This window comes from Bacillus sp. JK74 (assembly GCF_053663395.1).
This window is the reverse complement of sequence record NZ_JBSJQB010000001.1, coordinates 1-23,501: the sequence shown is the minus strand read 5'-3', so window position 1 is coordinate 23,501 and position 23,501 is coordinate 1. Positions and strand designations below refer to the sequence as shown.

23 protein-coding genes, 1 tRNA gene, 1 riboswitch and 1 other annotated feature are annotated in these 23,501 nt (G+C 45.1%); of the genes, 14 read left to right on the top strand and 10 right to left on the bottom strand.

What is annotated here, in order from left to right; genetic code table 11:
- The first annotated feature begins 8 nt into the window (after window positions 1-8).
- Window positions 9-2,111, top strand: a complete 2,103-nt coding sequence (tlpB, locus tag ACWJJ5_RS00120; RefSeq protein ID WP_454022095.1) for a methyl-accepting chemotaxis protein TlpB — start codon at window positions 9-11, stop codon at window positions 2,109-2,111.
- A 65-nt stretch (window positions 2,112-2,176) separates the two neighbouring features.
- Window positions 2,177-2,701 carry a type 1 glutamine amidotransferase domain-containing protein gene (locus ACWJJ5_RS00115; RefSeq protein ID WP_003152143.1) on the top strand — a complete coding sequence of 175 codons (525 nt, stop codon included), beginning with the start codon at window positions 2,177-2,179 and terminating at the stop codon, window positions 2,699-2,701.
- A 31-nt stretch (window positions 2,702-2,732) separates the two neighbouring features.
- Here the strand turns inward: ACWJJ5_RS00115 and ACWJJ5_RS00110 are convergent, their stop codons facing one another.
- Window positions 2,733-3,719, bottom strand: coding sequence for a Gfo/Idh/MocA family protein (locus tag ACWJJ5_RS00110; RefSeq protein WP_173612855.1), 987 nt, complete (start codon window positions 3,717-3,719; stop codon window positions 2,733-2,735).
- Between the two features lie 179 nt (window positions 3,720-3,898).
- Here ACWJJ5_RS00110 and ACWJJ5_RS00105 point away from each other — a divergent pair, with 179 nt between their 5' ends.
- The 3 genes from ACWJJ5_RS00105 (at window position 3,899) to ACWJJ5_RS00095 (ending at window position 6,181) form a co-directional block, all read left to right on the top strand.
- Window positions 3,899-5,059, top strand: coding sequence for an AI-2E family transporter (locus ACWJJ5_RS00105; RefSeq protein ID WP_014305691.1), 1,161 nt, complete (start codon window positions 3,899-3,901; stop codon window positions 5,057-5,059).
- A gap of 91 nt (window positions 5,060-5,150) precedes the next feature.
- Window positions 5,151-5,981 (top strand): undecaprenyl-diphosphate phosphatase, encoded by an 831-nt coding sequence (locus ACWJJ5_RS00100; protein WP_167860373.1) that lies wholly within the window; start codon window positions 5,151-5,153, stop codon window positions 5,979-5,981.
- A gap of 127 nt (window positions 5,982-6,108) precedes the next feature.
- Window positions 6,109-6,181 (top strand) — tRNA-Ala (locus ACWJJ5_RS00095).
- 176 nt (window positions 6,182-6,357) lie between these two features.
- On the opposite strand, the gene ACWJJ5_RS00090 is transcribed toward ACWJJ5_RS00095, so the two are convergent.
- From ACWJJ5_RS00090 to ACWJJ5_RS00080, 3 genes are all read right to left on the bottom strand, one after another.
- Entirely contained in the window at window positions 6,358-6,621 is a 264-nt protein-coding gene (locus tag ACWJJ5_RS00090; protein ID WP_014305651.1) for a hypothetical protein, read from the bottom strand.
- A gap of 114 nt (window positions 6,622-6,735) precedes the next feature.
- A complete protein-coding gene (locus ACWJJ5_RS00085) occupies window positions 6,736-6,864 on the bottom strand; it encodes a hypothetical protein (RefSeq protein WP_255219924.1) in 129 nt (42 codons plus the stop codon).
- 123 nt (window positions 6,865-6,987) lie between these two features.
- Window positions 6,988-7,191 (bottom strand): hypothetical protein, encoded by a 204-nt coding sequence (locus ACWJJ5_RS00080; protein WP_015387806.1) that lies wholly within the window; start codon window positions 7,189-7,191, stop codon window positions 6,988-6,990.
- Window positions 7,192-7,511: 320 nt separating this feature from the next.
- Between ACWJJ5_RS00080 and ACWJJ5_RS00075 the strand changes: the two genes are divergently transcribed.
- The gene (locus ACWJJ5_RS00075) at window positions 7,512-8,639 is read left to right on the top strand and encodes a response regulator aspartate phosphatase (protein ID WP_377802808.1); all 1,128 of its coding nucleotides are present in this window, start codon (window positions 7,512-7,514) and stop codon (window positions 8,637-8,639) included.
- A 1,090-nt stretch (window positions 8,640-9,729) separates the two neighbouring features.
- Window positions 9,730-10,050 (top strand): hypothetical protein, encoded by a 321-nt coding sequence (locus ACWJJ5_RS00070; protein WP_454021481.1) that lies wholly within the window; start codon window positions 9,730-9,732, stop codon window positions 10,048-10,050.
- A 67-nt stretch (window positions 10,051-10,117) separates the two neighbouring features.
- On the opposite strand, the gene ACWJJ5_RS00065 is transcribed toward ACWJJ5_RS00070, so the two are convergent.
- Window positions 10,118-10,759 (bottom strand): cupin domain-containing protein, encoded by a 642-nt coding sequence (locus tag ACWJJ5_RS00065; protein ID WP_454021482.1) that lies wholly within the window; start codon window positions 10,757-10,759, stop codon window positions 10,118-10,120.
- A 216-nt stretch (window positions 10,760-10,975) separates the two neighbouring features.
- Here ACWJJ5_RS00065 and hmpA point away from each other — a divergent pair, with 216 nt between their 5' ends.
- Together hmpA and ACWJJ5_RS00055 are read left to right on the top strand one after the other, a co-directional pair.
- Window positions 10,976-12,151: an NO-inducible flavohemoprotein gene (gene hmpA / locus ACWJJ5_RS00060; RefSeq protein WP_094247926.1), complete on the top strand. Its 1,176-nt coding sequence runs from the start codon at window positions 10,976-10,978 to the stop codon at window positions 12,149-12,151.
- Between the two features lie 141 nt (window positions 12,152-12,292).
- On the top strand, window positions 12,293-13,138 hold the full coding sequence (locus ACWJJ5_RS00055; RefSeq protein ID WP_077722742.1) for a glucosaminidase domain-containing protein: 846 nt from the start codon (window positions 12,293-12,295) through the stop codon (window positions 13,136-13,138).
- A gap of 33 nt (window positions 13,139-13,171) precedes the next feature.
- On the opposite strand, the gene ACWJJ5_RS00050 is transcribed toward ACWJJ5_RS00055, so the two are convergent.
- The 3 genes from ACWJJ5_RS00050 to cudC all read right to left on the bottom strand — a co-directional run bounded on the left by ACWJJ5_RS00050 (window position 13,172) and on the right by cudC (window position 15,258).
- Window positions 13,172-13,840: a potassium channel family protein gene (locus ACWJJ5_RS00050; RefSeq protein ID WP_058906302.1), complete on the bottom strand. Its 669-nt coding sequence runs from the start codon at window positions 13,838-13,840 to the stop codon at window positions 13,172-13,174.
- A 163-nt stretch (window positions 13,841-14,003) separates the two neighbouring features.
- On the bottom strand, window positions 14,004-14,543 hold the full coding sequence (gene bslA, locus ACWJJ5_RS00045) for a biofilm surface layer hydrophobin BslA (RefSeq protein ID WP_070082729.1): 540 nt from the start codon (window positions 14,541-14,543) through the stop codon (window positions 14,004-14,006).
- Between the two features lie 160 nt (window positions 14,544-14,703).
- Window positions 14,704-15,258 (bottom strand): choline uptake/conversion transcriptional regulator CudC, encoded by a 555-nt coding sequence (gene cudC, locus ACWJJ5_RS00040; RefSeq protein WP_146277402.1) that lies wholly within the window; start codon window positions 15,256-15,258, stop codon window positions 14,704-14,706.
- Between the two features lie 200 nt (window positions 15,259-15,458).
- On the opposite strand from cudC, the gene betB reads away from it, so the two are divergent.
- The 3 genes from betB to ACWJJ5_RS00025 all read left to right on the top strand — a co-directional run bounded on the left by betB (window position 15,459) and on the right by ACWJJ5_RS00025 (window position 18,809).
- Window positions 15,459-16,931 carry a betaine-aldehyde dehydrogenase gene (gene betB / locus ACWJJ5_RS00035; protein ID WP_003152180.1) on the top strand — a complete coding sequence of 491 codons (1,473 nt, stop codon included), beginning with the start codon at window positions 15,459-15,461 and terminating at the stop codon, window positions 16,929-16,931.
- Window positions 16,932-16,947: 16 nt separating this feature from the next.
- A complete protein-coding gene (gene gbsB / locus ACWJJ5_RS00030; protein WP_003152181.1) occupies window positions 16,948-18,156 on the top strand; it encodes a choline dehydrogenase in 1,209 nt (402 codons plus the stop codon).
- A 71-nt stretch (window positions 18,157-18,227) separates the two neighbouring features.
- Complete coding sequence (locus tag ACWJJ5_RS00025; protein ID WP_102422042.1) at window positions 18,228-18,809, top strand: MOSC domain-containing protein; 582 nt, start codon at window positions 18,228-18,230, stop codon at window positions 18,807-18,809.
- A gap of 1 nt (window position 18,810) precedes the next feature.
- Here ACWJJ5_RS00025 and ACWJJ5_RS00020 read toward each other — a convergent pair whose 3' ends face one another.
- Complete coding sequence (locus ACWJJ5_RS00020; protein ID WP_102422043.1) at window positions 18,811-19,299, bottom strand: DinB family protein; 489 nt, start codon at window positions 19,297-19,299, stop codon at window positions 18,811-18,813.
- Between the two features lie 145 nt (window positions 19,300-19,444).
- Between ACWJJ5_RS00020 and ACWJJ5_RS00015 the strand changes: the two genes are divergently transcribed.
- Together ACWJJ5_RS00015 and ACWJJ5_RS00010 are read left to right on the top strand one after the other, a co-directional pair.
- The gene (locus ACWJJ5_RS00015; RefSeq protein WP_102422044.1) at window positions 19,445-19,975 is read left to right on the top strand and encodes an NfeD family protein; all 531 of its coding nucleotides are present in this window, start codon (window positions 19,445-19,447) and stop codon (window positions 19,973-19,975) included.
- Between the two features lie 19 nt (window positions 19,976-19,994).
- Window positions 19,995-21,350, top strand: coding sequence for a flotillin family protein (locus ACWJJ5_RS00010; protein WP_454022094.1), 1,356 nt, complete (start codon window positions 19,995-19,997; stop codon window positions 21,348-21,350).
- Between the two features lie 30 nt (window positions 21,351-21,380).
- Here the strand turns inward: ACWJJ5_RS00010 and thiT are convergent, their stop codons facing one another.
- A complete protein-coding gene (gene thiT / locus ACWJJ5_RS00005) occupies window positions 21,381-21,962 on the bottom strand; it encodes an energy-coupled thiamine transporter ThiT (protein ID WP_146284167.1) in 582 nt (193 codons plus the stop codon).
- A 100-nt stretch (window positions 21,963-22,062) separates the two neighbouring features.
- Window positions 22,063-22,163: riboswitch (TPP riboswitch) on the bottom strand.
- A 366-nt stretch (window positions 22,164-22,529) separates the two neighbouring features.
- Window positions 22,530-23,336: a sequence feature (16S ribosomal RNA rRNA prediction is too short), on the top strand.
- Window positions 23,337-23,501 lie beyond the last annotated feature (165 nt).

Sequence of the window (23,501 nt, the reverse complement as noted above, 5' to 3'; positions counted from 1 at the left end):
ACACCCAAATGTGCTGTTTGGGTGTTTTTTTTAGTTTTTTTAATAAATCTTTTGTCCTATCTGACGATATTAGATTTAGCTTTTCAAAGAAGGAGACTGAAAAAATGAAACAACTGATACATTGGATCAAACAGCCATCCATCAGCAAGCCGCTGATCGCGGCATTTTTAGCCGTATTGGTGCTTCCGGTCGGCATACTCGCCTACTTCAGCTACCAAACGGCGGGGAGTACATTAGAAAGAGAACTGACCCACAGCGCCCAGGGAAATGTCAGCGAACTGAACAGCGTGCTGGAAAACATGCTCGAAGGCAAGCTGAAAGCGATTGACTACTACAGCGAATCAATCACAAAGGAAAAACTGAACACGAAAAATAAATCGGTACTGCTCGACAATATGAAGCAGTATGTCACCGTAAATGGCGATGTCGCGTCAATTTACGCCGCGTCTCGCGACAAAGCGTTTGTGAAATATCCGTCCGCTGACATGCCGTCCGATTATAATCCGCTCACGCGCGAGTGGTATACAAAGGCGGTTGAAAAAAACGGACAGCCGGTGTTTACCGAGCCTTATAAAGACGCTGCAACCGGACAGACTGTCGTTACGATTGCCCAGCAGACAAAAGACGGATCAGGCGTTGTGGCGCTTGATATTAATCTGGGCGACCTGCTGAACGCTTCCGAACGCGTCCAGATCGGTCATAAAGGATTTGCCTTCATTACAACGGGGGATAAAAAATACATCGCCCATCCGACTATAAAAGCGGGAACGGAAGGCTCCGGAGAGTGGACGAAAGAGGTATTTTCCAAATCAAGCGGATCGTTTGAATACATGTTTGAAGGACAGCAGAAGAAAATGGCCTTCACGACAAACAAACTGACGGGCTGGAAAATCGCCGGCACATTTTTTGTCAGTGAGATCCATGACGCAGCCTCGCCTGTCATGAAAATGGCGCTGATCATCCTGGCGGTTTCTCTTATCGTCGGCGGTATTTTAATCTTCTTTATCATTCGCTCGATTGCAAAACCGCTCAAAAAACTTGTCTCGACATCAGCTAAAATCAGTGACGGCGATTTAACGGAAGTCATTGACATCAAGTCAAAAAATGAATTCGGGCAGCTCAGCCAAAGCTTCAATGAGATGTCGGCATCACTCCGGTCTGTCATCGGCGTCATCCAATCATCCGTCGAACATGTCGCTTCTTCATCCGAAGAGCTGACGGCATCCGCCGGACAGACAAGCAAGGCGACAGAGCATATTACTCTGGCGATTGAACAATTCTCAAACGGAAACGAATCACAAAGCGAGAAATTGGAAGAAAGTGCTGATCACCTTTCCCAAATGAATGCCGGCATTGCCGAGACGGCGAATGTATCGGCGGAAATCACTGAATCCGCCATCCAAACCTCTGAAACGGCCGGAAGCGGAGAAGAATTAGTGGCGAAAACGGTCGGCCAGATGAAAACGATTGATCGTTCCGTACAGCAGGCGGAAGCGGTCGTAAAAGGGCTGGAAACGAAGTCGCACGACATTAAGAGCATTCTGAACGTCATTAACGGCATTGCCGATCAAACAAATCTGCTTGCCTTAAACGCGGCCATTGAAGCGGCCAGAGCAGGCGAATACGGGCGGGGCTTCTCCGTCGTTGCGGAAGAAGTGAGAAAGCTTGCCGTACAATCCGCCGGCTCCGCGAAGGAAATCGAAACGCTGATTCAGGAAATCGTCAAAGAAATCGCCACATCGCTTTCCGTATTCCAAGCGGTGAATCAAGATGTGAAGGAAGGCCTCGATATTACGGATCAAACGGCCGAAAGCTTCAAAAAAATCTCAGAAATGACGACTCAGATTTCAGGCGCCTTGCAGCATATGAACGGAACGCTTGAGCAGCTTGCAGCCGGGTCGCAAAATGTGACAAACGCAGTGGAGGACATTACCTCAGTCGCCAAAGAAGGGTCCGCCGGCATTCAAGACATCGCCGCCTCAGCTGAAGAGCAGCTGGCCTCCATGGAAGAAATCAGTTCATCCGCCGAAACGCTTGCGCATATGGCTGAAGAACTGCAGCAGGTCACACGGAAATTTACGATTCAGTCTGAAGACGAAGAACAGCTGTAACGAGCTGTTTCTTTTCCTCATCTGAAAAAAGCGATACACTAATATAAAAGAAGGGAGTGGCAGTGATGAGATTAGAAGGCAAAAAAGTCATAGCGCTTGTCAGTGACGATTTTGAAGACTTAGAGCTTTGGTATCCCGTCTACCGGCTGAGAGAGGAAGGCGCGATCGTTCATTTAATAGGAGAAGAAGCGGGCCGTTCATACAAAGGAAAATACGGGGTGCCCGCGACGGCGGATTACGATTTTAAGAGCCTGATTATTCAGGAGTATGATGCCGTGCTCGTGCCTGGCGGCTGGGCTCCTGACAAACTGCGAAGATATCCCGAAGTTTTGGACATCATCCGTACGATGAACGAGCAGAAAAAGCCGATCGGCCAGATCTGCCATGCGGGCTGGGTGCTTATATCTGCCGGAATTCTTGCAGGAAAAAAAGTAACGAGCACGCCCGGCATCAAAGACGACATGACAAATGCAGGGGCACAGTGGCTGGATGAAGCTGTCGTAACTGACGGCCACATTGTATCAAGCCGCCGCCCGCCCGACCTTCCGCAGTATGCAAAAGCGTTTGCTGACCTGTTAGCGTCCAAATAAAAAACATCCGCCCGAATCCGGGCGGATGTTTTTAGTTTTGATCGGCGGGAAAGACGATTCCGATTTGTTTTCTCGCTTCTTCCATAATGCTCGCCGTAATGAAAGAACGTTCAAATGTATTTTCGGAAGACTCCCGCTGTCCGTTTCGAAGAAGATTGATGAATTCAGCCGTTTCGTAGTACATCGACGGTTTCAGATCAGGGACTGAAATGTCTTCCGTCCGGCCGTCACGATAGCGGATTTCCGCCCGTTCCGGTCCGTGAATGCTGTCCAGAACGATCGTGCCGTCTTCACCCTGAATTTCCGCCGGGGCAAACGAATTTGAGATTTTCGAATGCATCAGCACCGCTTCAAATCCGTCGTATGACAGAATGACCGTGCCTTCGCCGTCAACGCCGGATGCTAGTTTATGACCGGTCGCAATGACGTTTTTCGGTTTGCCGAACAGGACGACGGCCGGATAAATGCAGTACACGCCGATGTCCATTAACGAACCGTTCGATAATTCAGGCTTAAACGCGTTAAGCACCGTACCGTTTTTATATGCATCATATCGTGATGAATATTGGCAGTAGCTTGCCGTGAATCTCCTGACGGGTCCGATTTTATGTAAGTGGTGTTGAAGCATGCTGAAGTTCGGCAGGAACGTCGTTTTCATGGCTTCCATCAAGAGAACGCCGTTCGTTTTGGCTGCGTGAATCATTTCATCCGTTTCCTTTGCGTTAGACGCAAACGGTTTTTCGCACAGTACATGCTTGCCGTGTTCCATAAAAAGGACCGCCTGCTCTTTGTGAAATGCATTCGGGCTGGCGAGATACACCGCGTCATAGGCTTTGCTTTCCGCCATTTCTTTCAGGCTGGTGAAATAATGAGCAGCGCCGTGTTTGCCGGCGAATTCCGCCGCACGTTCCTCAGTTCTGGAATAAACCGCCGTTAATTGAAAGTCATCAATAGCAGAAGCCGCCTCCAGAAATCGTTCTGTAATCCAATTCGTTCCGACTGTTGCAAATCGAATCATTGCTATCGCTCCTTCTATGTATTGGCTTACATTATAGCTTTTTTTCAAAGAAACATAAATGGAAAAAAGGCTGCCAGCTAAACGGATAGGAAAAATCCCCATAGAGACCGGTTATTATTTTTCATTACAGGAACGATAGTGTACAATTTAAGTAAAATACATATGATGGAGGAACAATAGTGGAAACATTGCAAACATGGGGCGGCAGATTTAAACAGTTTTTCTTAGACAATAAATTTGTCTTGTTTTTGCTTGTATTGCTGCTCATCGGTCTCAATATCCTTGTCTTTATGAAGACATCATTTATTTTCACACCCATTATCGTCCTGCTCAAAACGATTGCGCTCCCCGTCATTTTGACAGGAATTGTTTATTATCTGCTTAATCCGATCGTAGATATATTGGAAAAAATAAGAGTGAAAAGAGTCTATTCCATCCTGCTCCTTTACCTCATTATTATAGGGCTGATTTCGATTACGGTCGTTTCAATTATTCCGTTTTTAAAGGAACAGATCATGAGCCTGATCGACAACCTGCCGAAATATGTGGACATCGTTGAAGATCAGACGAAAAGCCTGATCGGAAGCGATTTTGTAAATCAGGCGCAAAAGACGATGAATATCAACATTTCCGATCTTGCTAATAAAGTATCGGCGCAGGCGGCGACAATTGCAAACAGCACATTTACCGGAGTCGGGAATTTTATCGGCGCGCTGACTGAAGTGATTATTTCAATTGTGACCGTGCCGTTTATTCTGTTCTATTTGCTGAAAGACGGCAAAAAACTGCCGATCTATATCTTAAAGTTTGTGCCCACCCGTCTGAAAGAACAAACGTATACGATGCTTAGTGAAATGAACCACAGATTAAGCTCCTATATCAGAGGACAGGTCATCGTCAGCTTCTGCATCGGGTTTTTATTATTTATCGGCTATCTGATTATCGGACTTGATTATGCTTCCCTGCTTGCGGTCATTGCCGCTTGTACGAGCGTTGTTCCGTATTTAGGGCCGACCATTGCCATCACGCCGGCGATTATTATCGCGTTGGTCACTTCGCCTCTTATGCTGCTGAAACTTGCGATTGTCTGGACCGTTGTCCAGCTCGTGGAAGGTAAATTAATTTCGCCGCAGATCATGGGGAAAAATCTTCACATTCACCCGATTACCATCATCTTTGTTCTTTTAACCGCCGGAAAGCTGTTCGGGGTTGTCGGCATTATTTTGGCCATCCCGGGGTATGCGGTCATCAAAGTGGTCACGACCCATCTGTTTGATTGGTTCAAAATGCGTTCGCATTTATATGAAGAAGAAAAAAATGATGCTGTATCGAAGTCATAAAATTGGAACGGACATGATATTTATTATAAGACAGGCTTTCCTTCAGAGGAGAGCTTCTCTTTTGTAAATGATGAATGAAGGGAAGAATGGGATGACACTATGGGAGATGTTCACAGCAGCCGTTTTGGGAATCGTGGAAGGGCTGACGGAATACGCGCCGGTTTCTTCCACGGGACATATGATCATAGCGGATGACATTTGGCTGAAATCCGGAAGCCTGATGAATCCGGAAGCCGCCAATTCCTTCAAAGTGGTGATTCAGCTCGGTTCGATTCTGGCGGTGGCCATTGTGTTTAAGGATCGGATATTACATTTACTCGGCCTCAAAAAAAACGTCACGCGCGATCAGCGGAAGGGATACAGGCTGACCATCTCGCAAATCGCCGTCGGTCTTGTTCCGGCGGCGGTGCTCGGCTTTTTATTTGAGGATTTCATTGACCGCTATTTATTCTCCGTCAGAACGGTCGCTTACGGATTAATTGCCGGAGCTGTGCTTATGCTTATAGCGGACTGGATCAATAAAAGGAAAGAAACGATCGATACGGTGGACAGAATCACCTACAAACAGGCTTTCTGTGTCGGATTATTCCAGTGTCTCGCCTTATGGCCCGGATTTTCCCGCTCAGGCTCAACGATTGCCGGAGGTGTCATTGTCGGCTTGAATCACCGGGCAGCCGCAGACTTCACATTTATTATGGCCATTCCGATTATGGCGGGCGCAAGCCTTCTGAAGCTGGTGAAATACTGGGGCAGTCTTTCTTATGACATGATTCCGTTTTTTCTTGTCGGCTTTATCTGCGCCTTTGTCGTCGCCCTCTTAGTCGTCAAATTTTTTCTTCGGCTCATTAACCGGATTAAGCTTGTCCCGTTCGCCATTTACCGTGTCATCCTCGGCATCATTTTAATCATGCTCGTGCGATAAACGAAGAGGCCCCCGGAGGGTCTTCTTTTTATGTTCGAAAAACGTCTCAGGAAAATATGAGCAAACTGAATTTTCTGCTTGAAATTCATAGAAGAGTCGTCTATAATAAAACATGACGTTACAGCACGGGGCCATAGCTCAGCTGGGAGAGCGCTACGCTGGCAGCGTAGAGGTCAGGGGTTCGAGCCCCCTTGGCTCCATACCTTTAAACCCTTATTCTATAAGGGTTTTTTTATTTGTCAGGAACAGAGCCAATAGCCCAAAAAAGCAATTGGGGACAATTTGGGGACGAAAAATTTATTTTGAGGAAGTTTAGTTGCTTTTCGCCTTCAATTAGGATTGAAGAAGCCGCCTCTAAAGGCGGCTTTATTGTTTATCAATTTTCTTGCGGAGCAACCTTTGCTGGTGTAGCACCGCAGAACAGGAAGAATGTAAATAATACTGGTGGAGAAATTGCTACGCCTAATTTGCCCAGATATTCTAATACTGTCCACCAATCTCCTTTTTCAATTGCCTTTTGAACTTTATCTAATGCTCCTTTAGAGATACCAATAGCATCTTCAAGGCATCTTCGAACAGTGTTCTTTTGGACACTTGCATACTTATATTCCTTATTCATATATTTAGCGAAAGCGATCATACCCTCTTTTTGACCTTTGGTATAAGGAGACTTTTCAAGCTCATCCTCATTAACTGTGTAGCCTGTCTCTTCTTCAAAAATTACAATCTTAGTAAAGATGTACTCAACTTCTTTTCAAAATTTTTCAATTTGTTCTTTAGTTAATCCATCTAACCCGTTCTCTTCCTCTGCTGAAACTGTTGGCGCTATTGTAGCAATAGCAAGAAGTAGGGTCAACGCCAGAAAAACTAATCTTTTCAACATTATAACTTCCTCTTTTAGAAACTTGTACAAGAAACTACACGGTAACACATTTTTCTAAATAAGGGTACATTTATCTAGTTTTAATCTGTTTAGACAGGATAAGTAAAATATCGACAAAAAAGATTATGACCATAAACTCAAAGCAAGAGTCGAACCCCCCCAAGCTAATATACCGAACATGACAGAGAACCTAAGACAAGCTTCAAATTTTGTAAGCCCTCGCTCTCTTTTTGTTTTACCTAATTTCCAATAAACAGCATATCCTGAGAACACCAAAATGAGTACTCCGAGTCGTGTCATATTTTCTAAAAATTCTATACCATCCATTGATTTTCACCTCGTTTATTTATGAGAAAAAAATAAAGTAGACTTGTAGAGAGTCTACTTATAAACGCTATCCCAAAGTACACATTTTCATACAGCTTAAAACATTTGAGTGATAAAGTAAGGCTCATTTTAAATGACACATCCTTAATCCCTCCCATTTATATTCCCCATACATTAGTTTTATTATCGCAAATAGAATGGACGTTTCCAACAGTTATGTGAAAATAAGTAATCTGGCAACTGCAAACAAATTGCGGTTTTTTTTCGTCCAAACATATTATGGAAATGTTAGAATATTATATAAAAGGAGGAGTGGCCTTGTGAGTTCTGTTTTACCGTCATCGGAGGTTGGCGTTAAGATTAATGAATGGTACAAAATGATACGTCAGTTCAGTGTTCCGGATGCGGAGATTTTGAAAGCGGAAGTGGAACAAGAAATAAATGAGATGGAAGAAGACGAGTATCTACTGATTTACTACACCCTCATGAAATTCCGCCATCAGCTCATGCTGGATTATTTAGAACCGGTGACTACCCGTGTGAGACCGACAATTGACGAGCTGCTGGAAAAAATCGAAGCATCAAATAAAGGAATTTCCGGCCTGCTGTGCTATTACTCTTTATTTTTCCGCGGCATGTATGAATTTGATCAAAAGCAGTATGTAAAGGCGATCGGCTTTTATAGAGAGGCTGAAAAACAACTCGTTCATGTGCATGATGAAATTGAGAGAGCGGAGTTTCATTTTAAACTGGCTGAAGCATATTACGGTATGAAACAAAGCCACGTCTCCATGCATCACGTAAAGCAAGCGCTCGATATTTACGATCAGTATGAGTTGTATAAGGTCCGGAAAATTCAATGTCTATTTGTTATATCAGGGAATTATATTGATTTTAAGCGTTATGAGAAGAGTCAGCCGCATCTTGAAAAGGCTCTTGATTTATCAAAAGAGTTAGATAACAAGAGGTTGATTAGTTCTGCTCTTTATAATTTGGGTACAAATTTCGGAGATAGGGGCGACTATGAAAAGGCTGAGATATTTTTAAGGCAAGCAGTAGAGATAACCGAAAAAGCAAAACTGAGCAACTTGCCGCACTCTTTATTTTCTTATGCAAAATTCCTCTTTAAACAAGGGAAAATGGCTGAGGGTATCCAAGTAAGCAAAAAAGGTTTGTCGGCCGCGGTATACCAAGGCGATAAGCTTTTCGAAAATCTACAGGGGTATCTGAAGGCTCTTTATGTGGATGCAGTGGATCAACAGGGAGTTAATGAAACAATTGAGTATCTGGAGAAGAATAAGAATTACTCATATGTTGAAGATATTGCTTGCGAAACTGCATCTGTTTACGCAGATTCAAGGGAGTTTGAGAATTCTTATTTTTATCATAAAAAAATGGTTGATACACAAACACAAATTCAAAGGGGAGAGTGCCAGTATGAATTTTAAAAAGAGCATTTTCATCGTCCTGGGTCTGTCATTGACTTTAGTATGTGGGTTGGGTATGAGCTCAGTAGAAAAACAAGCACAAGATACAATCAAAGTAGCTTCTGATCGCCTTCAAACTTGAACAGCTTAAGTCTTTTCTTCGGAAAAGGCTTTTTTCCTTTCTTCATTATATTGTTTCAAAACATCCACTTGTTTTTATGCTTATCCCACTTCAGCACACACTGCCTCATGAGGTTCTTCACTGCTTCCCGGATAGCGCGTTCATCCTTGCCAGTTTTTCTCTTCAATTCATCCAAGGAGGGGTTCTTCCTGAATTGGATCTAAAGATAATCCGGTGCACTTTTCATTCAAAATCAGTCATTTGATCATCTCCCAACTTCATAAGTCTCAACGGATAAAAGAGAATCAAATACAATAATGTATCCCCCTTTAAGTTCTTCACACGAAATTCCTTCCGTAGGTGGTCCCGTAATGAACTGCGCAGATAACCTCGCGTATGTATCCGCCGTCATAAAGCTCGAACGATAATTCTATGCTAATATTTAAAAAATATGGCACTCAATATTTATAAGTTCAATTTTCTTTTCAATTTAAGGGAGGGAAAATAGAAAGGAGAGAAATGAGAAAGTATTTTGGGTTCGTGTCGCTTATCATCCTTTTATTCGGATTGTGCTTTCTGCCTCATATTCATTGGGCGCTTGGAATCCTAGGAATTGTCGTGGGGAGTATTCTAGCAATCAAATCCCCTAAAGGAATTGCAAAGAATATTTCTTTTGTTATCCTAGCACTTTGTTTACTTTTACTATTATTATTGATTGTGATGGGCGTTTTGATGGCAGGTCTAGTGGAAAATTAACCTTTAATTTATAATCCTATTTTGGGACCAGCTTATTCATTTTTAGCCAAATAAAAGATTAGGGTTTGAAACAAAACGTCTGTTCGTATCAGAAACTCATCTCCACACTGGCAGCGTAGAGGTCAGGGGTTCGAGCCCCCTTGGCTCCATACCTTTATAAGTTTTTAATCCTCTGCAGCAGCCTCTGTGTTCCGCTTCGTTTCTAACAACTAAATGAAAGGAATAAGAGGAAAAATGAAAAAGAAAATCTATCTTATACTAACTCTTTCAGCGGCAGTGGCACTTCTTTTAACAGCGCTCCCGGCTCTTTCTCCCATCATTTTCACGTCTGCTTCAGAAAAAGGAGCCATCAGGCATGACATTTATAAAAAAGGATATCCGTATCAAAGCTGCTTTGCGATTCTTCAAAAAGAAGAAGGAGGCGGAGAGGCCGGGAACCTTTATTATGTAAATTGGTTCAATTGGAAAGATGAAACCGGACAGACGCCGCACGTATGTTATTCAAAAAAATCGTCCGAAGGCGAGTACAAAGTAAGCTGCGGAACCGGACCGTAATGATCAAGAGCCCCTCTCCAATGAGGGGCTTTTTTCGTCAAAGCTTGAATGCCGCTCCGTTTCCCATTTAATACCCCCGATAGAACGGCTGAACATAATGCTGATACGGATCATTGGGATAATGCGTATTTGGCTGATAAGGCTTATTCATATCATGAATACCCGTGTTTTCAGACTGTCCGCAGTATTTATCGGGGCCTATCACAGTTGATTGCCGGATCGGTGAAACGGCTTTTTCCCACTCATGCTCATTCAGACAGTACGTATGCGCCATGATCTCCGGCGGCGTCAGACGGAGTATATCCGAGCCGTATATCACTTCAGGCGAAGGGGCGTCAAATATGGCCAAAAGATGGGTTTTGTCTGAAGTGGCGACTTCATAATGCCACCACCCCTGCGGAATATTCGCCACTTGCCCGGGGGTAATCGGGTAATTACGTATTTTCTGGGTGAACGGATTCAGCATCGACACCACCGCGGAACCCGAAATACAGTACACCAATTCAGCGGCGTTTTGATGGGTATGCGGTTCAATCACATTTGTTTTACTCAGAAAGATATCTAATAATGAAATATTTTCAAGCGTGTTTAACTGTTTAATCCCCAATACATTGATAAAGTTCCGAGCATCTTTCGTAAAAAAACGGCTCTCATTCACATCATAAGTGAACTGTGTATTCGGAGACGTGTAATCAATATCGGAAACCATGCAATCCCCCGCTTTCATCTTTAAACGTATATTCCCAAATATATGTGTCCCTGTTTCACCGGGTGATAAAAAAGGAGGTGAAATCCATAAATTCCAAATCCAACACAATATTGTGACGACTTTTTAAAGATTCATTTTAGATATATCTTTTATTCGAAATATCTCTTACTATAAAGATATATTGAAAATACATCTTTAGAAGGGTTGAGGATGAACATGCTGGATGAGAGAACAATAGACATCATCAAAAGCACAGTACCTGTATTGAAAACACATGGAGAAAACATCACCGGGCGCTTTTATAACCTGATGTTTCAAGATCATCCCGAACTGTTAAATATGTTTAACCAAACGAACCAAAAGAAACAGACTCAGCGCGCAGCATTGGCAAATGCAGTCATTGCGGCTGCGGCGAATATTGATCAATTAGAACAAATCATTCCGGCGGTCAGACAGATCGGCCATAAGCACACAAGCATCGGTGTAAAACCGGAACATTATCCGATTGTCGGAAAGTATCTGCTTCTGGCGATTAAGGATGTGCTGCAGGATGCCGCAACTCCTGAGATTATGCAGGCATGGGAAAAAGCTTACGGTGTTATTGCGGAGGCTTTCATCGGCATTGAAAAAGACATGTACAATGAAGCCGGATGGCAGGGGTATAAAGAATTTACGGTTATACAGAAAACAAAAGAAAGCAAAGATATCACATCGTTTTATATCAAACCGAGTGACGGCTCTTCGCTACCTGGATTTGAAGCGGGACAATATATCAGCATTAAAGTGCGGATTGCGGATTCGCCTTATACGCACATTCGCCAGTACAGTCTGTCTGATGCTTCTCGAAAAGGCGCATATCGGATTTCTGTGAAAAAGGACGGAGCGGTTTCTTCTCATCTCCACAATGAAGTTCAAGAGGGAGATAAACTTGAAGTCAGCGCACCCGCCGGAGATTTCAAGCTGTCTGCTGCCGAAAAACCGGTTGTTCTTATCAGTGCCGGTTCCGGAATCACGCCGATGATGAGCATGCTGAAAACAGCCGCCGAAAAACAGCCGGAGCGTTCCGTTACTTTTATTCATGCCGCGAAAAACGGAGAGTACGCCGCGTTCCGCAAAGAGGCTGAACAAGCTGCGGAGAATCATCCGAATATTAACGTCATTTATGTTTACAGTGAACCGGCAGAACAAGACCGCTCAGGAGACAAGCCTTTTTACAGCGGCCGGATTGATCAAACCTTCTTGGAGCAGCTTCATCTGAATCAAGATGCTGAATGTTACTTGTGCGGGTCAGCGCAGTTTATGACGCAAATGAAAGATATGATTCTTGCACTCGGGTTTGACTCTGATTCTGTTCAATATGAATTGTTCGGCCCTCAGCTGAGCATGGCATAACAAAAAAGACTCCTCAAAGAGGGGTCTTTTTTATTTGCACAATGTGTTCTTTCTCCGTCTTTTTCCCTATTTTATTGAAATTTTCATCAATGACCAGTAAAATTATAAATCTAGTGATTCCGGAATTAAAGGAAGGTTGATATGAAAAAGAAAGCAAAGACCAAAAGGGTGCTTGGGTGCCTTTTTGCTGTATCTCTTATATTCGGATTATTTCTGGTATCAATGGTATTTTCGAAATTCATAGTGACGGAAGAAAAACCGCCTGAAGAGGTGGACGAGCAGCAGGTCTTTATTGACAGCCTTTCCGGGCATGCTCAGATTTTATATGAGAAATATCATGTCCTTCCGAGCATCACCCTCGCACAGGCCATTCTCGAATCGGACTGGGGGAACAGTGAGCTTGCGGGGAAAGCGCGCAACCTGTTCGGTGTAAAAGGTGATTATAAAGGAAAACACGTCACGATGAAAACGGATGAATTTGAAAAAGGAAAACGAAAAACGATTCGGGCAAAATTCCGTAAATACAGCACGTTTTTTGAATCAATGGATGACCATGCCAAATTATTTGTCAACGGAACGTCTTGGAATAAAAAGAAGTACAAGCCCGTCATTGAAGCGGACAATTATAAAACAGCGGCGGCTGCCCTTCAAAAATCCGGCTACGCCACAGACCCCGGCTATGCTGAAAAAATTAAAGATGTCATAGAAACCTATAACCTGAATGAATATGACAAAATCAATGCCTCTCTTAAAGCAGTTGATAAGAAAGGCGCCATCAAAGACCACGCCATTGAAGACGTGTGGTCCAAGCCGTCGAAAGAGCGGCATTCTATTAAACTGGCATCGGCGCAAAAGTTTACCGGCGAGCATATTAAAGTCGTATCTGAAAAACAAAACGGAGAATCCGTCTGGTACCAAATTCAAGTGAAAGATGAGCTGATCGGCTGGGTTGACCAAACCGCCGTCCAGTTAAGTGAAGAAACATAAGCATCAAAAAAAGCCGGCAGCTTGCCGGCTTTTTTACATTCCTTCAGTTTCAAACCTTTTAATATCACGTTTATGCCCCATCAGCACAAGGCAGTCACATTCATGAATGACAGTCTCCGGAGAAGGGGACAGCTGAATGTCTCCATTATGTTTCACGGCGAGAATGGTGCAGCCGAATCTGGCCCGGACGCCGAGATCAAGAATGGATTTTAAATGCAGCTTTTTCGTGGCTGAAAGCTCCACAATGCTGTATTCATCTGACAAATCGATGTAATTTAAGACGTTTTCATCTGAAAGGCTTTGCGCAATCCGCACGCCCATATCCTTTTCGGGATGGATAATACGGTCAGCACCGATCTTTTCAAGCACTTTGTGATGATAATAGTTTTGCGCTTTCACCCAAATATTAGGGATGTTCAGCTCCTTCAATAACAGCGTCGTCAGCGTGCTTGCCTGAATGTTGGCGCCGATTGCTACGATGACATATTCAAAATTTCTGATGCCGAGCGACTGAAGCTCGCTTTCTTCCGTTGAATTTGCCCGCACGGCATGCGTGGCATAAGAGGAGTATGCGTTGACCCGCTCTTCGCTGATATCGATCGCAAGCACCTCATGCCCCATTTTAAAAAGCTCTTTACAGATGCTTCCGCCGAAACGGCCGAGTCCGATGACGGCAAATTGTTTATTTTTGATTTTTCCCAATCCTCATAACTCCTTAAGAAACTGTTTTCGTCACTCCAAATACAACAAACAAGAATGTACTCCTGTTTCAGGGGTTTGTCAATGCGAGGGCCGGAAGAAAGAAAACAGCACAAAAAAAGACCGGCTGACAAGCGATGAGCTTGTGCCGGTCCGTTTTTCGCAATTATTTGCAGTTGCAAGGCTGTGTCGGCGGTGTGCTGCGTTTTTGAACAACAATTGTGTCCTCAGCATAGAATTTAGAGCCGATGCTTAATGATTTATTTTCTGCACGGAACTTATATGTACCTGCAGCAGGCAATGTTTTATTATTAAGAGAAAGCTTAAATTCCGCTGCGCCGAGCAAATCAATGTTTAACGGAAGTCTGACTGTTTTGCCGTTATTCAGAATCTGTCTTTCACGCAAAGCGTGTCCGTTGACTGTATCTTTTGTTGTAGCCGCAAATCCGCTAGGAAGGGTAAATTCCATAACGCCTAAGCTCAGGATCGTGTTCGGACGGTACGTCAATTCGATATCAGAAAATGACCATTCCTGCTGGCTGGCACCTGTATATTTTGCAAATAAGGTAGCAGTCGCTTTCGCGGACATTTCCGGCTCGTGAACGGTTGAGCCTGACTCAGCGGCGAATGACGCTGTCGGCAGAGAAAGAAGCAAAACCAGGCCGAATAAACTTGCCATGACAGTTGAGAAAAATTTCTGTTTCATTTTCATAAATCCCCCTAAAAAAAATTTGCTGATTGTTCTTAAAAAAGAACGACCATACCTATAAAAATTTACCATCAATTTTAATGGAAGTAAATGGGTTTATGTTCCTATATTTTCTCAAAAATAATCAAATCACGACAAAAAAACGCCTGAATCAAAATCAGGCGTTTTTTTCGTCCGTTTCTATCGGAATAAATTTAAAAATCTCCCCGCTCTGAACCGAGTCGGCGAGCCGCTTCAGCCAATGATAATAAGCTTTCGAGCTTTCAAGCTGATCATATAACTGCCGCGCTTCTTCCTGTAATTCCGCGCTGCCTTCCTCGGCCAGCAAAACGGACTGCAAATCCGCCTGAGCCTGTACGATGGCTGACAAATTCACCTGAACTTCACGGTCCCATTTCGGCGGAAAGAAATTCGTGAAAAACGTAAAGAAATCCTTTTCCGCTACAAATGTATGCTTCCGTGTGCCGCGGTGAAAGGTTTTTTTGACCACATTTAAATCCTGCAGCTTTTTAACGCCCGTGCTCATACTCGGTTTGCTCATCTGCAGTTCCTCACGCATTTCGTCAAGCGTCATTTCATCCCTCATATACATTGTTCCGTATAAAATCCCGACACTCCGTGTGATTCCGTAAAGATCCATCGTCTCTGCAATGGAATCAATGACAAGCTCCCTGGCTTGTTCTATAGCTGCGAATTCTGGATTCTCATCCATACTGTCCCTCTTTTCCTCTTGAAGTTTAAATTTGTTAAGTCATTTCTTTATGTTCTTAATCTTAACGAATCATGACAAAATGTCAAAATCTAAACGGACTGACCGGGTTTTGACAGGCAAAAAAACATGTGTTAAATTAACATTGTTAAAAACATTAAATTTTTATTTAACAAACTTACTTCTCGGTAAGGAGGACTCTTATGAGCAAAACGCTTTATATCGGCGGCGAATGGATCAGTGCAGAAAAAAAACAGACCCGCCGTATCATTAATCCATTTAATCAAGAAGAAATTGCAACGGTATGCGAAGGAGACCGGGATGATGCGGTGAAAGCCATCGCCGCAGCCAGAAAAGCATTTGATGAAGGGGAGTGGCCGGTGCTTTCCGGGCTCGAGCGCGGACAATTTGTTCTGAAAATTGCGGAATTAATCAGACGCGATCTGAACGAATTAGCTGAGCTGGAATCGCTTGATACAGGAAAAACGATTGAAGAAAGTAAAGCCGATATGGATGATATCGCAAATGTATTTCAATATTATGCCGGTTTGGCGGATAAAGACGGAGGCGAAGTCATTTCATCTCCGATTCCCGATTCAGTAAGTAAAATCGTCAGAGAGCCGATTGGCGTATGCGGACAAATTACGCCGTGGAACTATCCGCTCCTTCAGGCGAGCTGGAAAATCGCTCCCGCTCTTGCGGCCGGAAACACGATCGTTTTAAAGCCGAGCGAGATTACTCCGCTGACAACCATTAAAGTCTTTCAATTAATAGAAGAAGCCGGTATTCCGAAAGGGGCCGCCAATCTCGTGCTGGGGCCGGGCGCCTCTGTCGGCGACGAGCTGGCGAGAAACCTCGACGTCGATTTGGTCTCTTTTACGGGCGGAATTGAAACAGGCAAAAAAATCATGCAGGCGGCAAGCGGCAACGTGAAAAAGATTGCCCTGGAGCTTGGCGGCAAAAATCCGAATATCGTATTTCAAGATGCAGATCTCGAAACAGCTGCAGATCAAGCGCTGAACGCCGTGTTCTTCCATGCCGGTCAAGTTTGTTCAGCAGGGTCACGTCTTTTGGTGGACGAAGCCATTCATGATGAATTTTTAGCCGAGCTGATCAAGCGCACGAAACGCATCAAATTAGGAAACGGTTTTCATGAAGATACGGAAAGCGGTCCGCTGATTTCCGCCGAGCATCGGGCCAAAGTCGAAAAATACGTAGAAATCGGTATCGAAGAAGGGGCAAAACTGGAAACAGGCGGCAAACGTCCTGATGATCCCGCCCTTCAAAACGGTTTTTTCTATGAACCTACTATTTTCTCAAACTGCAAGTCTGATATGCGGATAGTCCAAGAGGAGATCTTCGGCCCCGTTTTAACAGTCGAGTCATTTTCTTCTGAAGAAGAAGTGATCAGACTTGCCAACGATACCATTTACGGGCTGGCCGGAGCGGTATGGTCAAAGGATATTGAAAAATGCGAACGCGTAGCCGCCAAACTGCGGATGGGAACGGTATGGATCAATGATTTCCACCCGTATTTCGCGCAAGCGCCATGGGGCGGGTACAAACAATCGGGCTTCGGCCGTGAGCTCGGTAAAATCGGCCTGGAAGAATACACGGAAATCAAACATATTTACCGCAACACGAAACCTGCGGCTGTGAACTGGTTTCAAGCATAATTAGGAGGAGATAAATATGACATTAAATATGAAAGTAGAAAGCATGCATAAATTCCATACATTCGAAATCCCGACAGTCATTAAACACGGAATCGGCGCGATTCAGCACGCGGGAAGTGAAGTCAGAGCGCTTGGCGTCACAAAAGCGCTGCTCGTAACAGACCCGGGAATTTATAACGCGGGAGTGGCAAACCCGGTCATTGAATCTTTGCAGGAAGCGGGCATCGAAGTCGTCCTGTTTAACAAAGTGGAGCCGAACCCGCCTGTACGTCTTGTGAACGAAGGATCAGAACTGTATAAAAAAGAAAACTGCAACGGTCTTGTGGCTGTCGGCGGCGGAAGCTCCATGGATACGGCGAAAGCGATCGGGGTAGAAGCGACACACGAAGGAAGCGTGCTTGATTATGAAGCCGCGGAAGGGAAAAAGCCGCTGGAAAACCGTATTCCTCCGCTGACAACGATCCCCACGACTGCGGGAACAGGTTCAGAGGTCACACAATGGGCGGTCATTACAGATGAGGAAAGAGAATTTAAATTCAATACGGGCGGACCGCTTATCGCCGCGCATTTAACGGTCATTGACCCTGAGCTGCACACGTCCATGCCTCCGCATGTGACGGCCATGACAGGTATTGATGCACTTGCGCACGCCATCGAGTGCTATACGATGAAATTCGCGCAGCCGATCACTGATGCCGTCGCTTTAATGGCCATTGAATATGCGGCGCATTATATTAAGCGCGCGTTTGCGGACGGAGAGGATTTGGAAGCAAGATACGGCATGGCGCAGGCGGCGATGCTTGCCGGCCTTTCATACGGCAGTGAATCAGCAGGCGCGGCGCATGCGATGAGCCAGACGCTCGGCGGCATCATCCCTGTCGCTCACGGACAATGCGTCGCAGCTATGATGGGACCGGTAATGGAATACAACTGGAAAGGCTATCCGGAAAAATTCGCCCGCATCGCCAAAGCATTCGGAATCGATACAAGCAACATGACAACCGAAGAAGCGGCCAAAGCGTCCGTCAACTGGATGTATGATCTTGTAAAAGATTTAGAGGTGCCGAGTTTAGAAGAACAAGGTGTGTCTCCGGACATGATTGAACGTTTATCAAAAGAAGCCATGAAAGATCCGCAAACATTCGGAAATCCAAGAGATTTGAATGAGAAAGCATACAACTGGATTTACAAACGCTGCTTTGACTTAACGCCGAAAACGGTATAATAAATGAACCCCGCTCCTTTACAGAGCGGGGTTTTTTAAGGATAATGTCAAGAAAAAGGCGGTGGTGGCTGATGTGGAAACGCATAACAGCAAAGACGGAAGGCGTATATATAGCGGATACCGAACAATTTGTTACCAAAAAGATGGACAAGCTTCGCGCGGAATACGGCGGGTTTCCCGGTGACCTGCATTTCGGACTGACAAAAAAGGCCGGCGCGCGTGAGCCGATGTATGAAAGAGGAACGGAAATTTTTAACCGGAGACAAATTTCAATCGTGTCCATGGAGGAATGTGATGACATTGCGGAGAAGATGGGGATTTCTCATATCTTTCCCGAATGGCTCGGCGCTAACATTGCAATCAGCGGTTTTTCTGCGCTGACGCCGCTTAAAGAAGGAAGCAGATTGATATTTCCAAGCGGCGCGTCTCTGTTGTGCGAGGGAGAAAATGATCCGTGCATTCAGCCGGGAGAAGTCATTCAATCCTTTTATCCGGGTCAGCCAAAACTCGCCGCGGCGTTTGTGAGGCACGCGATGGGCAGAAGAGGAATTGTCTGTATTGTTGAACGCCCGGGTGATATATGCACGGGCGATGCGGTCACCATCCATTCTTATGAACCGAAACGCGTCAAGAAAAAAATCGAGAAGGTCTGACTCAGACCTTCTCGATTTTTTTCTTGATTTCTTCTATTTGATCGATGTGACGCTTTTCATGATGGCCGATAAAATCAATCCACTGGCGGATCGTCAGTTCTTGAAAAACGGGATGCGGAAGCACACGTTCAAAATCTTCCTCGTTTAATGATGAAATAACTGCGGTCAGCTGCTGTCTTGCCGTATCTAATTCTTGTTTTGCTTCAATGACTGAGATTCGGTTTTGCTCAGGTTCGAGGTGTGACGGCGCCGGCCGTTTATTTGATCTGTCCTCTATAAACTCCATCGGTTTGTCTTCGATTTTTTTAAACGGTGCGTCTTTTGCCTGCTTTGATAAAAGGGCCTGCGCTGTTTCGTCAATTTTCTTTAAATGGTCAAGGACTTCCCGCACGCTCCACTCATCAGCCGCGGGCTTTCGGTTGAATTCCTCATCAGAGAGTCCTTTCAGTACTTCCCAGGTCTGCTGTCTGGCTTCATTAAAAATGCTCATCCTATCTCCTCCTTTAGAGTAAACATATCATATCCGGATTGGATAATCATGTAATCAGCCTTACTTATCAGAAAATTGAAACCATTTACCTTTACATCCGTATATAAAGTAACACTCCGACACCAAGCCGAAAGGAGGATAGAATGTGGACATATTTCATCTGTCGCTTGAAACGGTCTATCTTTACACATTGATTATTTCGGGAAGTCTCACGCTTTTGATTCTGTTTTTTCAAGATGTGTTTCACGGCCTCTCGGAAGCCATTCCTGTTTCATTTTTAAACCCTGCATTGATTCTGTCTTTTTTAACAATCTTTTCAGCCTCAGGTTATATCGGCGAAATCGCCGCTCCGCTATCAAGTCCTGTCATTGCGTTACTTTCATTTGTTCTTTCGGTTCTTTTGGTCAGCCTGCTTCACTTCTTCGTCCTTGTCCCGCTTTCATCAGCGGAAGAATCGCTCGCATATCGGGAGACAGATTTAAAGGGCAGAGTCGGCAGGGTCATTACTTCCGTCCCGAAAGACGGCTATGGGGAAGTGATCATAGAGGGAATAGGGGGCGCCATTTCTAAATCAGCCGTCAGCTTTGATCAAGAACAGATCAAGTACGGAACGGCCGTATTAGTGATTGACGTGAAAGACGGAGTGCTTTTTGTGACGCCGCATGAACCAATCTGATATCTAAGGGGGAACTGTTATGACTATGCCGATTATCATTGTTATCGGAATCGTATTCTTTTTACTTATCGCACTTATTGCTGTATTTATTACGAAGTACCGGACAGCGGGGCCGGATGAAGCCCTTATCGTGACCGGAAGTTATTTGGGAAATAAGAACGTCCACATTGATGAAGGCGGAAATCGTCTGAAAATCGTCCGGGGCGGGGGAACGTTCGTGCTCCCCGTATTCCAGCAGGCAGAACCTCTCAGTTTACTGTCAAGCAAACTTGATGTCTCTACACCTGAAGTCTATACAGAGCAAGGCGTGCCGGTAATGGCCGACGGAACCGCCATTATTAAAATCGGAGGCTCCATCGGTGAAATCGCCACAGCGGCTGAACAATTTTTGGGGAAATCCAAGGACGACCGTGAGCAGGAGGCGCGGGAGGTGCTGGAAGGCCATCTGCGCTCCATCCTCGGCTCCATGACCGTTGAAGAGATTTATAAAAACAGGGAAAAGTTTTCTCAGGAAGTCCAGCGGGTCGCGTCTCAGGATCTTGCTAAAATGGGGCTGATGATCGTTTCTTTTACGATTAAAGACGTCCGGGATAAAAACGGCTATCTTGAATCATTAGGTAAGCCGAGAATCGCCCAAGTCAAGCGGGATGCGGACATTGCCACGGCAGAAGCGGATAAAGAGACGAGGATTAAACGCGCGGCCGCTGATAAAGACGCAAAAAAATCAGAGCTGGAGCGGGCGACGGAAATAGCTGAAGCGGAAAAAATCAATCAGCTGAAAATGGCGGAATACAGAAGAGAGCAGGATACAGCAAAAGCCAATGCCGACCAGGCATATGATCTTGAAACCGCAAAAGCGAAGCAGCTCGCCGAAGCGGATGCCGAGCAGTACAGCATCGAAGCGATGGCCAAGGCGGAAGCGGAACGCGTGAGAATTGACGGTCTTGCTAAAGCGGAGGCTGAAAAGGCGAGAGGAGAAACCGAAGCGGAAGTCATCCGCCTGAAAGGTCTCGCAGAAGCGGAAGCTAAAGAAAAAATCGCCGACGCATTCGAAAAATACGGGCAGGCTGCAATCCTTGATATGATTGTGAAAATGCTGCCTGAATACGCAAAACAAGTCTCAGCGCCTCTTTCAAACATTGATAAAATTACCGTCGTGGATACGGGAGGAAGCGGTGAAAACGGCGGAGCCAATAAAGTCACAGGCTACGCAACCAATTTAATGGCCGGTCTCCAGGAAAGCTTAAAAGCATCTTCCGGAATCAATGTAAAAGAGCTGATTGAGAATTTTTCAGGCAAAGGAAACATAAAACAAAGCATAAATGAACTTACAAAAGAACTGAGTGATTCTAACGAACGGCACAGCCCGGAATAAAAAAACAGCAGGCGTAAACCGCCTGCTGTTTCAGTTCGTCCGCTTAGCTTCAAGAAGCCGCGGCGCAGTCATGAATAATAAGATAAGGACAATGGCTGAAAGGATAAAAGAAGGAATCATGTAAGTCGCGTTATAGACGGATGAATAAATCCAGACCGGCGTACCCTTCGGAGCATAGCTTCCGAAAAAGACAGCTCCGGAGACCACATGCGCCGCATAGCGCAGTGCACTGCCGATGAAAACACCGCCTATAACATACATCGTTAAAGCGCCTCTTTTTTTATTCAATGCCGATGCTCGTACACCGGAAGCAAACAAGCCGCTGAAACCGAGAACTGCAAATGCCGCGATGTAATCGAGAAATAGCTGCACCGGGTGCTGCAAAAACAAATTGCCGATGGCGATCTGGACAATCCCTGTTAAAAAGCCTGTCGTAAGCCCGGCCTTCACTCCCCAGCGGAATGAAATCAAAAAAATCGGAATCATCATAATAGAGACCGAACCGCCTTGGGGCATCCGGAGAAACATACCTGAGACAATGTCAAGAATGACAGCCGCCCCGGTCATAATCGCAATTTCAATTAAGCGCACAAGCTGTGTTGAATGATTCATAGTTTTCCCCCTGGTCAGACAACCGTATCAAGGATAAACAAAAAAGCAGCGCGGGGAAGGATGGGAAAAGGTCCGCGCGCTGCTTACATAAACTGCAAATCATTTGGCTTTGCCACATCCCTACGCCAGCGTTAACTAACAGGTTCAAAGGGTCAGAACAAAACGTTCACTCTCAGCTTTAATGCTCCCCTTGTGGTCATCAAGTATTTAGTTCAATCTTACTATACAAGAAAATAGGCCAAACCACAAGACAGCTTATCTTTCTATAGAAGAGAAACTGAAATAAGGTATGAAAGAAAATAATTAATGATTTTTTAAAAAAACTATTGTCATATTTTCAAAAGGGTGTTATATTATTAAACGTCGCTGATGAACAGCAGACAACAACGAAATGCTTCGGAAACAACTTAAAAAAAGTTGTTGACATAAAAGAAGCTGAGTGGTAAGATAATAAAGCTGCTTCAACAAGCGGTAATGATCTTTGAAAACTAAACAAGACAAAACGTACCTGTTAATTCAAAGTTTTAAATAAATCGCACAGCGATGTGCGTAGTCAGTCAAACTACTTTATCGGAGAGTTTGATCCTGGCTCAGGACGAACGCTGGCGGCGTGCCTAATACATGCAAGTCGAGCGGACAGATGGGAGCTTGCTCCCTGATGTTAGCGGCGGACGGGTGAGTAACACGTGGGTAACCTGCCTGTAAGACTGGGATAACTCCGGGAAACCGGGGCTAATACCGGATGGTTGTTTGAACCGCATGGTTCAGATATAAAAGGTGGCTTCGGCTACCACTTACAGATGGACCCGCGGCGCATTAGCTAGTTGGTGAGGTAACGGCTCACCAAGGCGACGATGCGTAGCCGACCTGAGAGGGTGATCGGCCACACTGGGACTGAGACACGGCCCAGACTCCTACGGGAGGCAGCAGTAGGGAATCTTCCGCAATGGACGAAAGTCTGACGGAGCAACGCCGCGTGAGTGATGAAGGTTTTCGGATTGTAAAGCTCTGTTGTTAGGGAAGAACAAGTGCCGTTCAAATAGGGCGGCACCTTGACGGTACCTAACCAGAAAGCCACGGCTAACTACGTGCCAGCAGCCGCGGTAATACGTAGGTGGCAAGCGTTGTCCGGAATTATTGGGCGTAAAGGGCTCGCAGGCGGTTTCTTAAGTCTGATGTGAAAGCCCCCGGCTCAACCGGGGAGGGTCATTGGAAACTGGGGAACTTGAGTGCAGAAGAGGAGAGTGGAATTNGACTGAGACACGGCCCAGACTCCTACGGGAGGCAGCAGTAGGGAATCTTCCGCAATGGACGAAAGTCTGACGGAGCAACGCCGCGTGAGTGATGAAGGTTTTCGGATCGTAAAGCTCTGTTGTTAGGGAAGAACAAGTGCCGTTCGAATAGGGCGGCACCTTGACGGTACCTAACCAGAAAGCCACGGCTAACTACGTGCCAGCAGCCGCGGTAATACGTAGGTGGCAAGCGTTGTCCGGAATTATTGGGCGTAAAGGGCTCGCAGGCGGTTTCTTAAGTCTGATG

Bases quoted from the DNA above. Each gene is read 5' to 3' on its own strand.
- betB (WP_003152180.1), top strand. From the start codon at position 15,459: ATGAGCAAAACGCTTTATATCGGCGGCGAATGGATCAGTGCAGAAAAA.
- ACWJJ5_RS00100 (WP_167860373.1), top strand. From the start codon at position 5,151: ATGACACTATGGGAGATGTTCACAGCAGCCGTTTTGGGAATCGTGGAA.
- tlpB (WP_454022095.1), top strand. From the start codon at position 9: ATGTGCTGTTTGGGTGTTTTTTTTAGTTTTTTTAATAAATCTTTTGTC.
- ACWJJ5_RS00055 (WP_077722742.1), top strand. From the start codon at position 12,293: ATGAAAAAGAAAGCAAAGACCAAAAGGGTGCTTGGGTGCCTTTTTGCT.
- thiT (WP_146284167.1), bottom strand. From the start codon at position 21,962: ATGAATCATTCAACACAGCTTGTGCGCTTAATTGAAATTGCGATTATG.
- hmpA (WP_094247926.1), top strand. From the start codon at position 10,976: ATGCTGGATGAGAGAACAATAGACATCATCAAAAGCACAGTACCTGTA.
- ACWJJ5_RS00010 (WP_454022094.1), top strand. From the start codon at position 19,995: ATGACTATGCCGATTATCATTGTTATCGGAATCGTATTCTTTTTACTT.
- ACWJJ5_RS00025 (WP_102422042.1), top strand. From the start codon at position 18,228: ATGTGGAAACGCATAACAGCAAAGACGGAAGGCGTATATATAGCGGAT.
- ACWJJ5_RS00110 (WP_173612855.1), bottom strand. From the start codon at position 3,719: ATGATTCGATTTGCAACAGTCGGAACGAATTGGATTACAGAACGATTT.
- bslA (WP_070082729.1), bottom strand. From the start codon at position 14,543: ATGAAACAGAAATTTTTCTCAACTGTCATGGCAAGTTTATTCGGCCTG.
- ACWJJ5_RS00070 (WP_454021481.1), top strand. From the start codon at position 9,730: ATGAAAAAGAAAATCTATCTTATACTAACTCTTTCAGCGGCAGTGGCA.
- ACWJJ5_RS00115 (WP_003152143.1), top strand. From the start codon at position 2,177: ATGAGATTAGAAGGCAAAAAAGTCATAGCGCTTGTCAGTGACGATTTT.
- gbsB (WP_003152181.1), top strand. From the start codon at position 16,948: ATGACATTAAATATGAAAGTAGAAAGCATGCATAAATTCCATACATTC.
- ACWJJ5_RS00085 (WP_255219924.1), bottom strand. From the start codon at position 6,864: ATGTTGAAAAGATTAGTTTTTCTGGCGTTGACCCTACTTCTTGCTATT.
- ACWJJ5_RS00065 (WP_454021482.1), bottom strand. From the start codon at position 10,759: ATGGTTTCCGATATTGATTACACGTCTCCGAATACACAGTTCACTTAT.
- ACWJJ5_RS00020 (WP_102422043.1), bottom strand. From the start codon at position 19,299: ATGAGCATTTTTAATGAAGCCAGACAGCAGACCTGGGAAGTACTGAAA.
- ACWJJ5_RS00080 (WP_015387806.1), bottom strand. From the start codon at position 7,191: ATGGATGGTATAGAATTTTTAGAAAATATGACACGACTCGGAGTACTC.
- cudC (WP_146277402.1), bottom strand. From the start codon at position 15,258: ATGGATGAGAATCCAGAATTCGCAGCTATAGAACAAGCCAGGGAGCTT.
- ACWJJ5_RS00090 (WP_014305651.1), bottom strand. From the start codon at position 6,621: ATGATCGCTTTCGCTAAATATATGAATAAGGAATATAAGTATGCAAGT.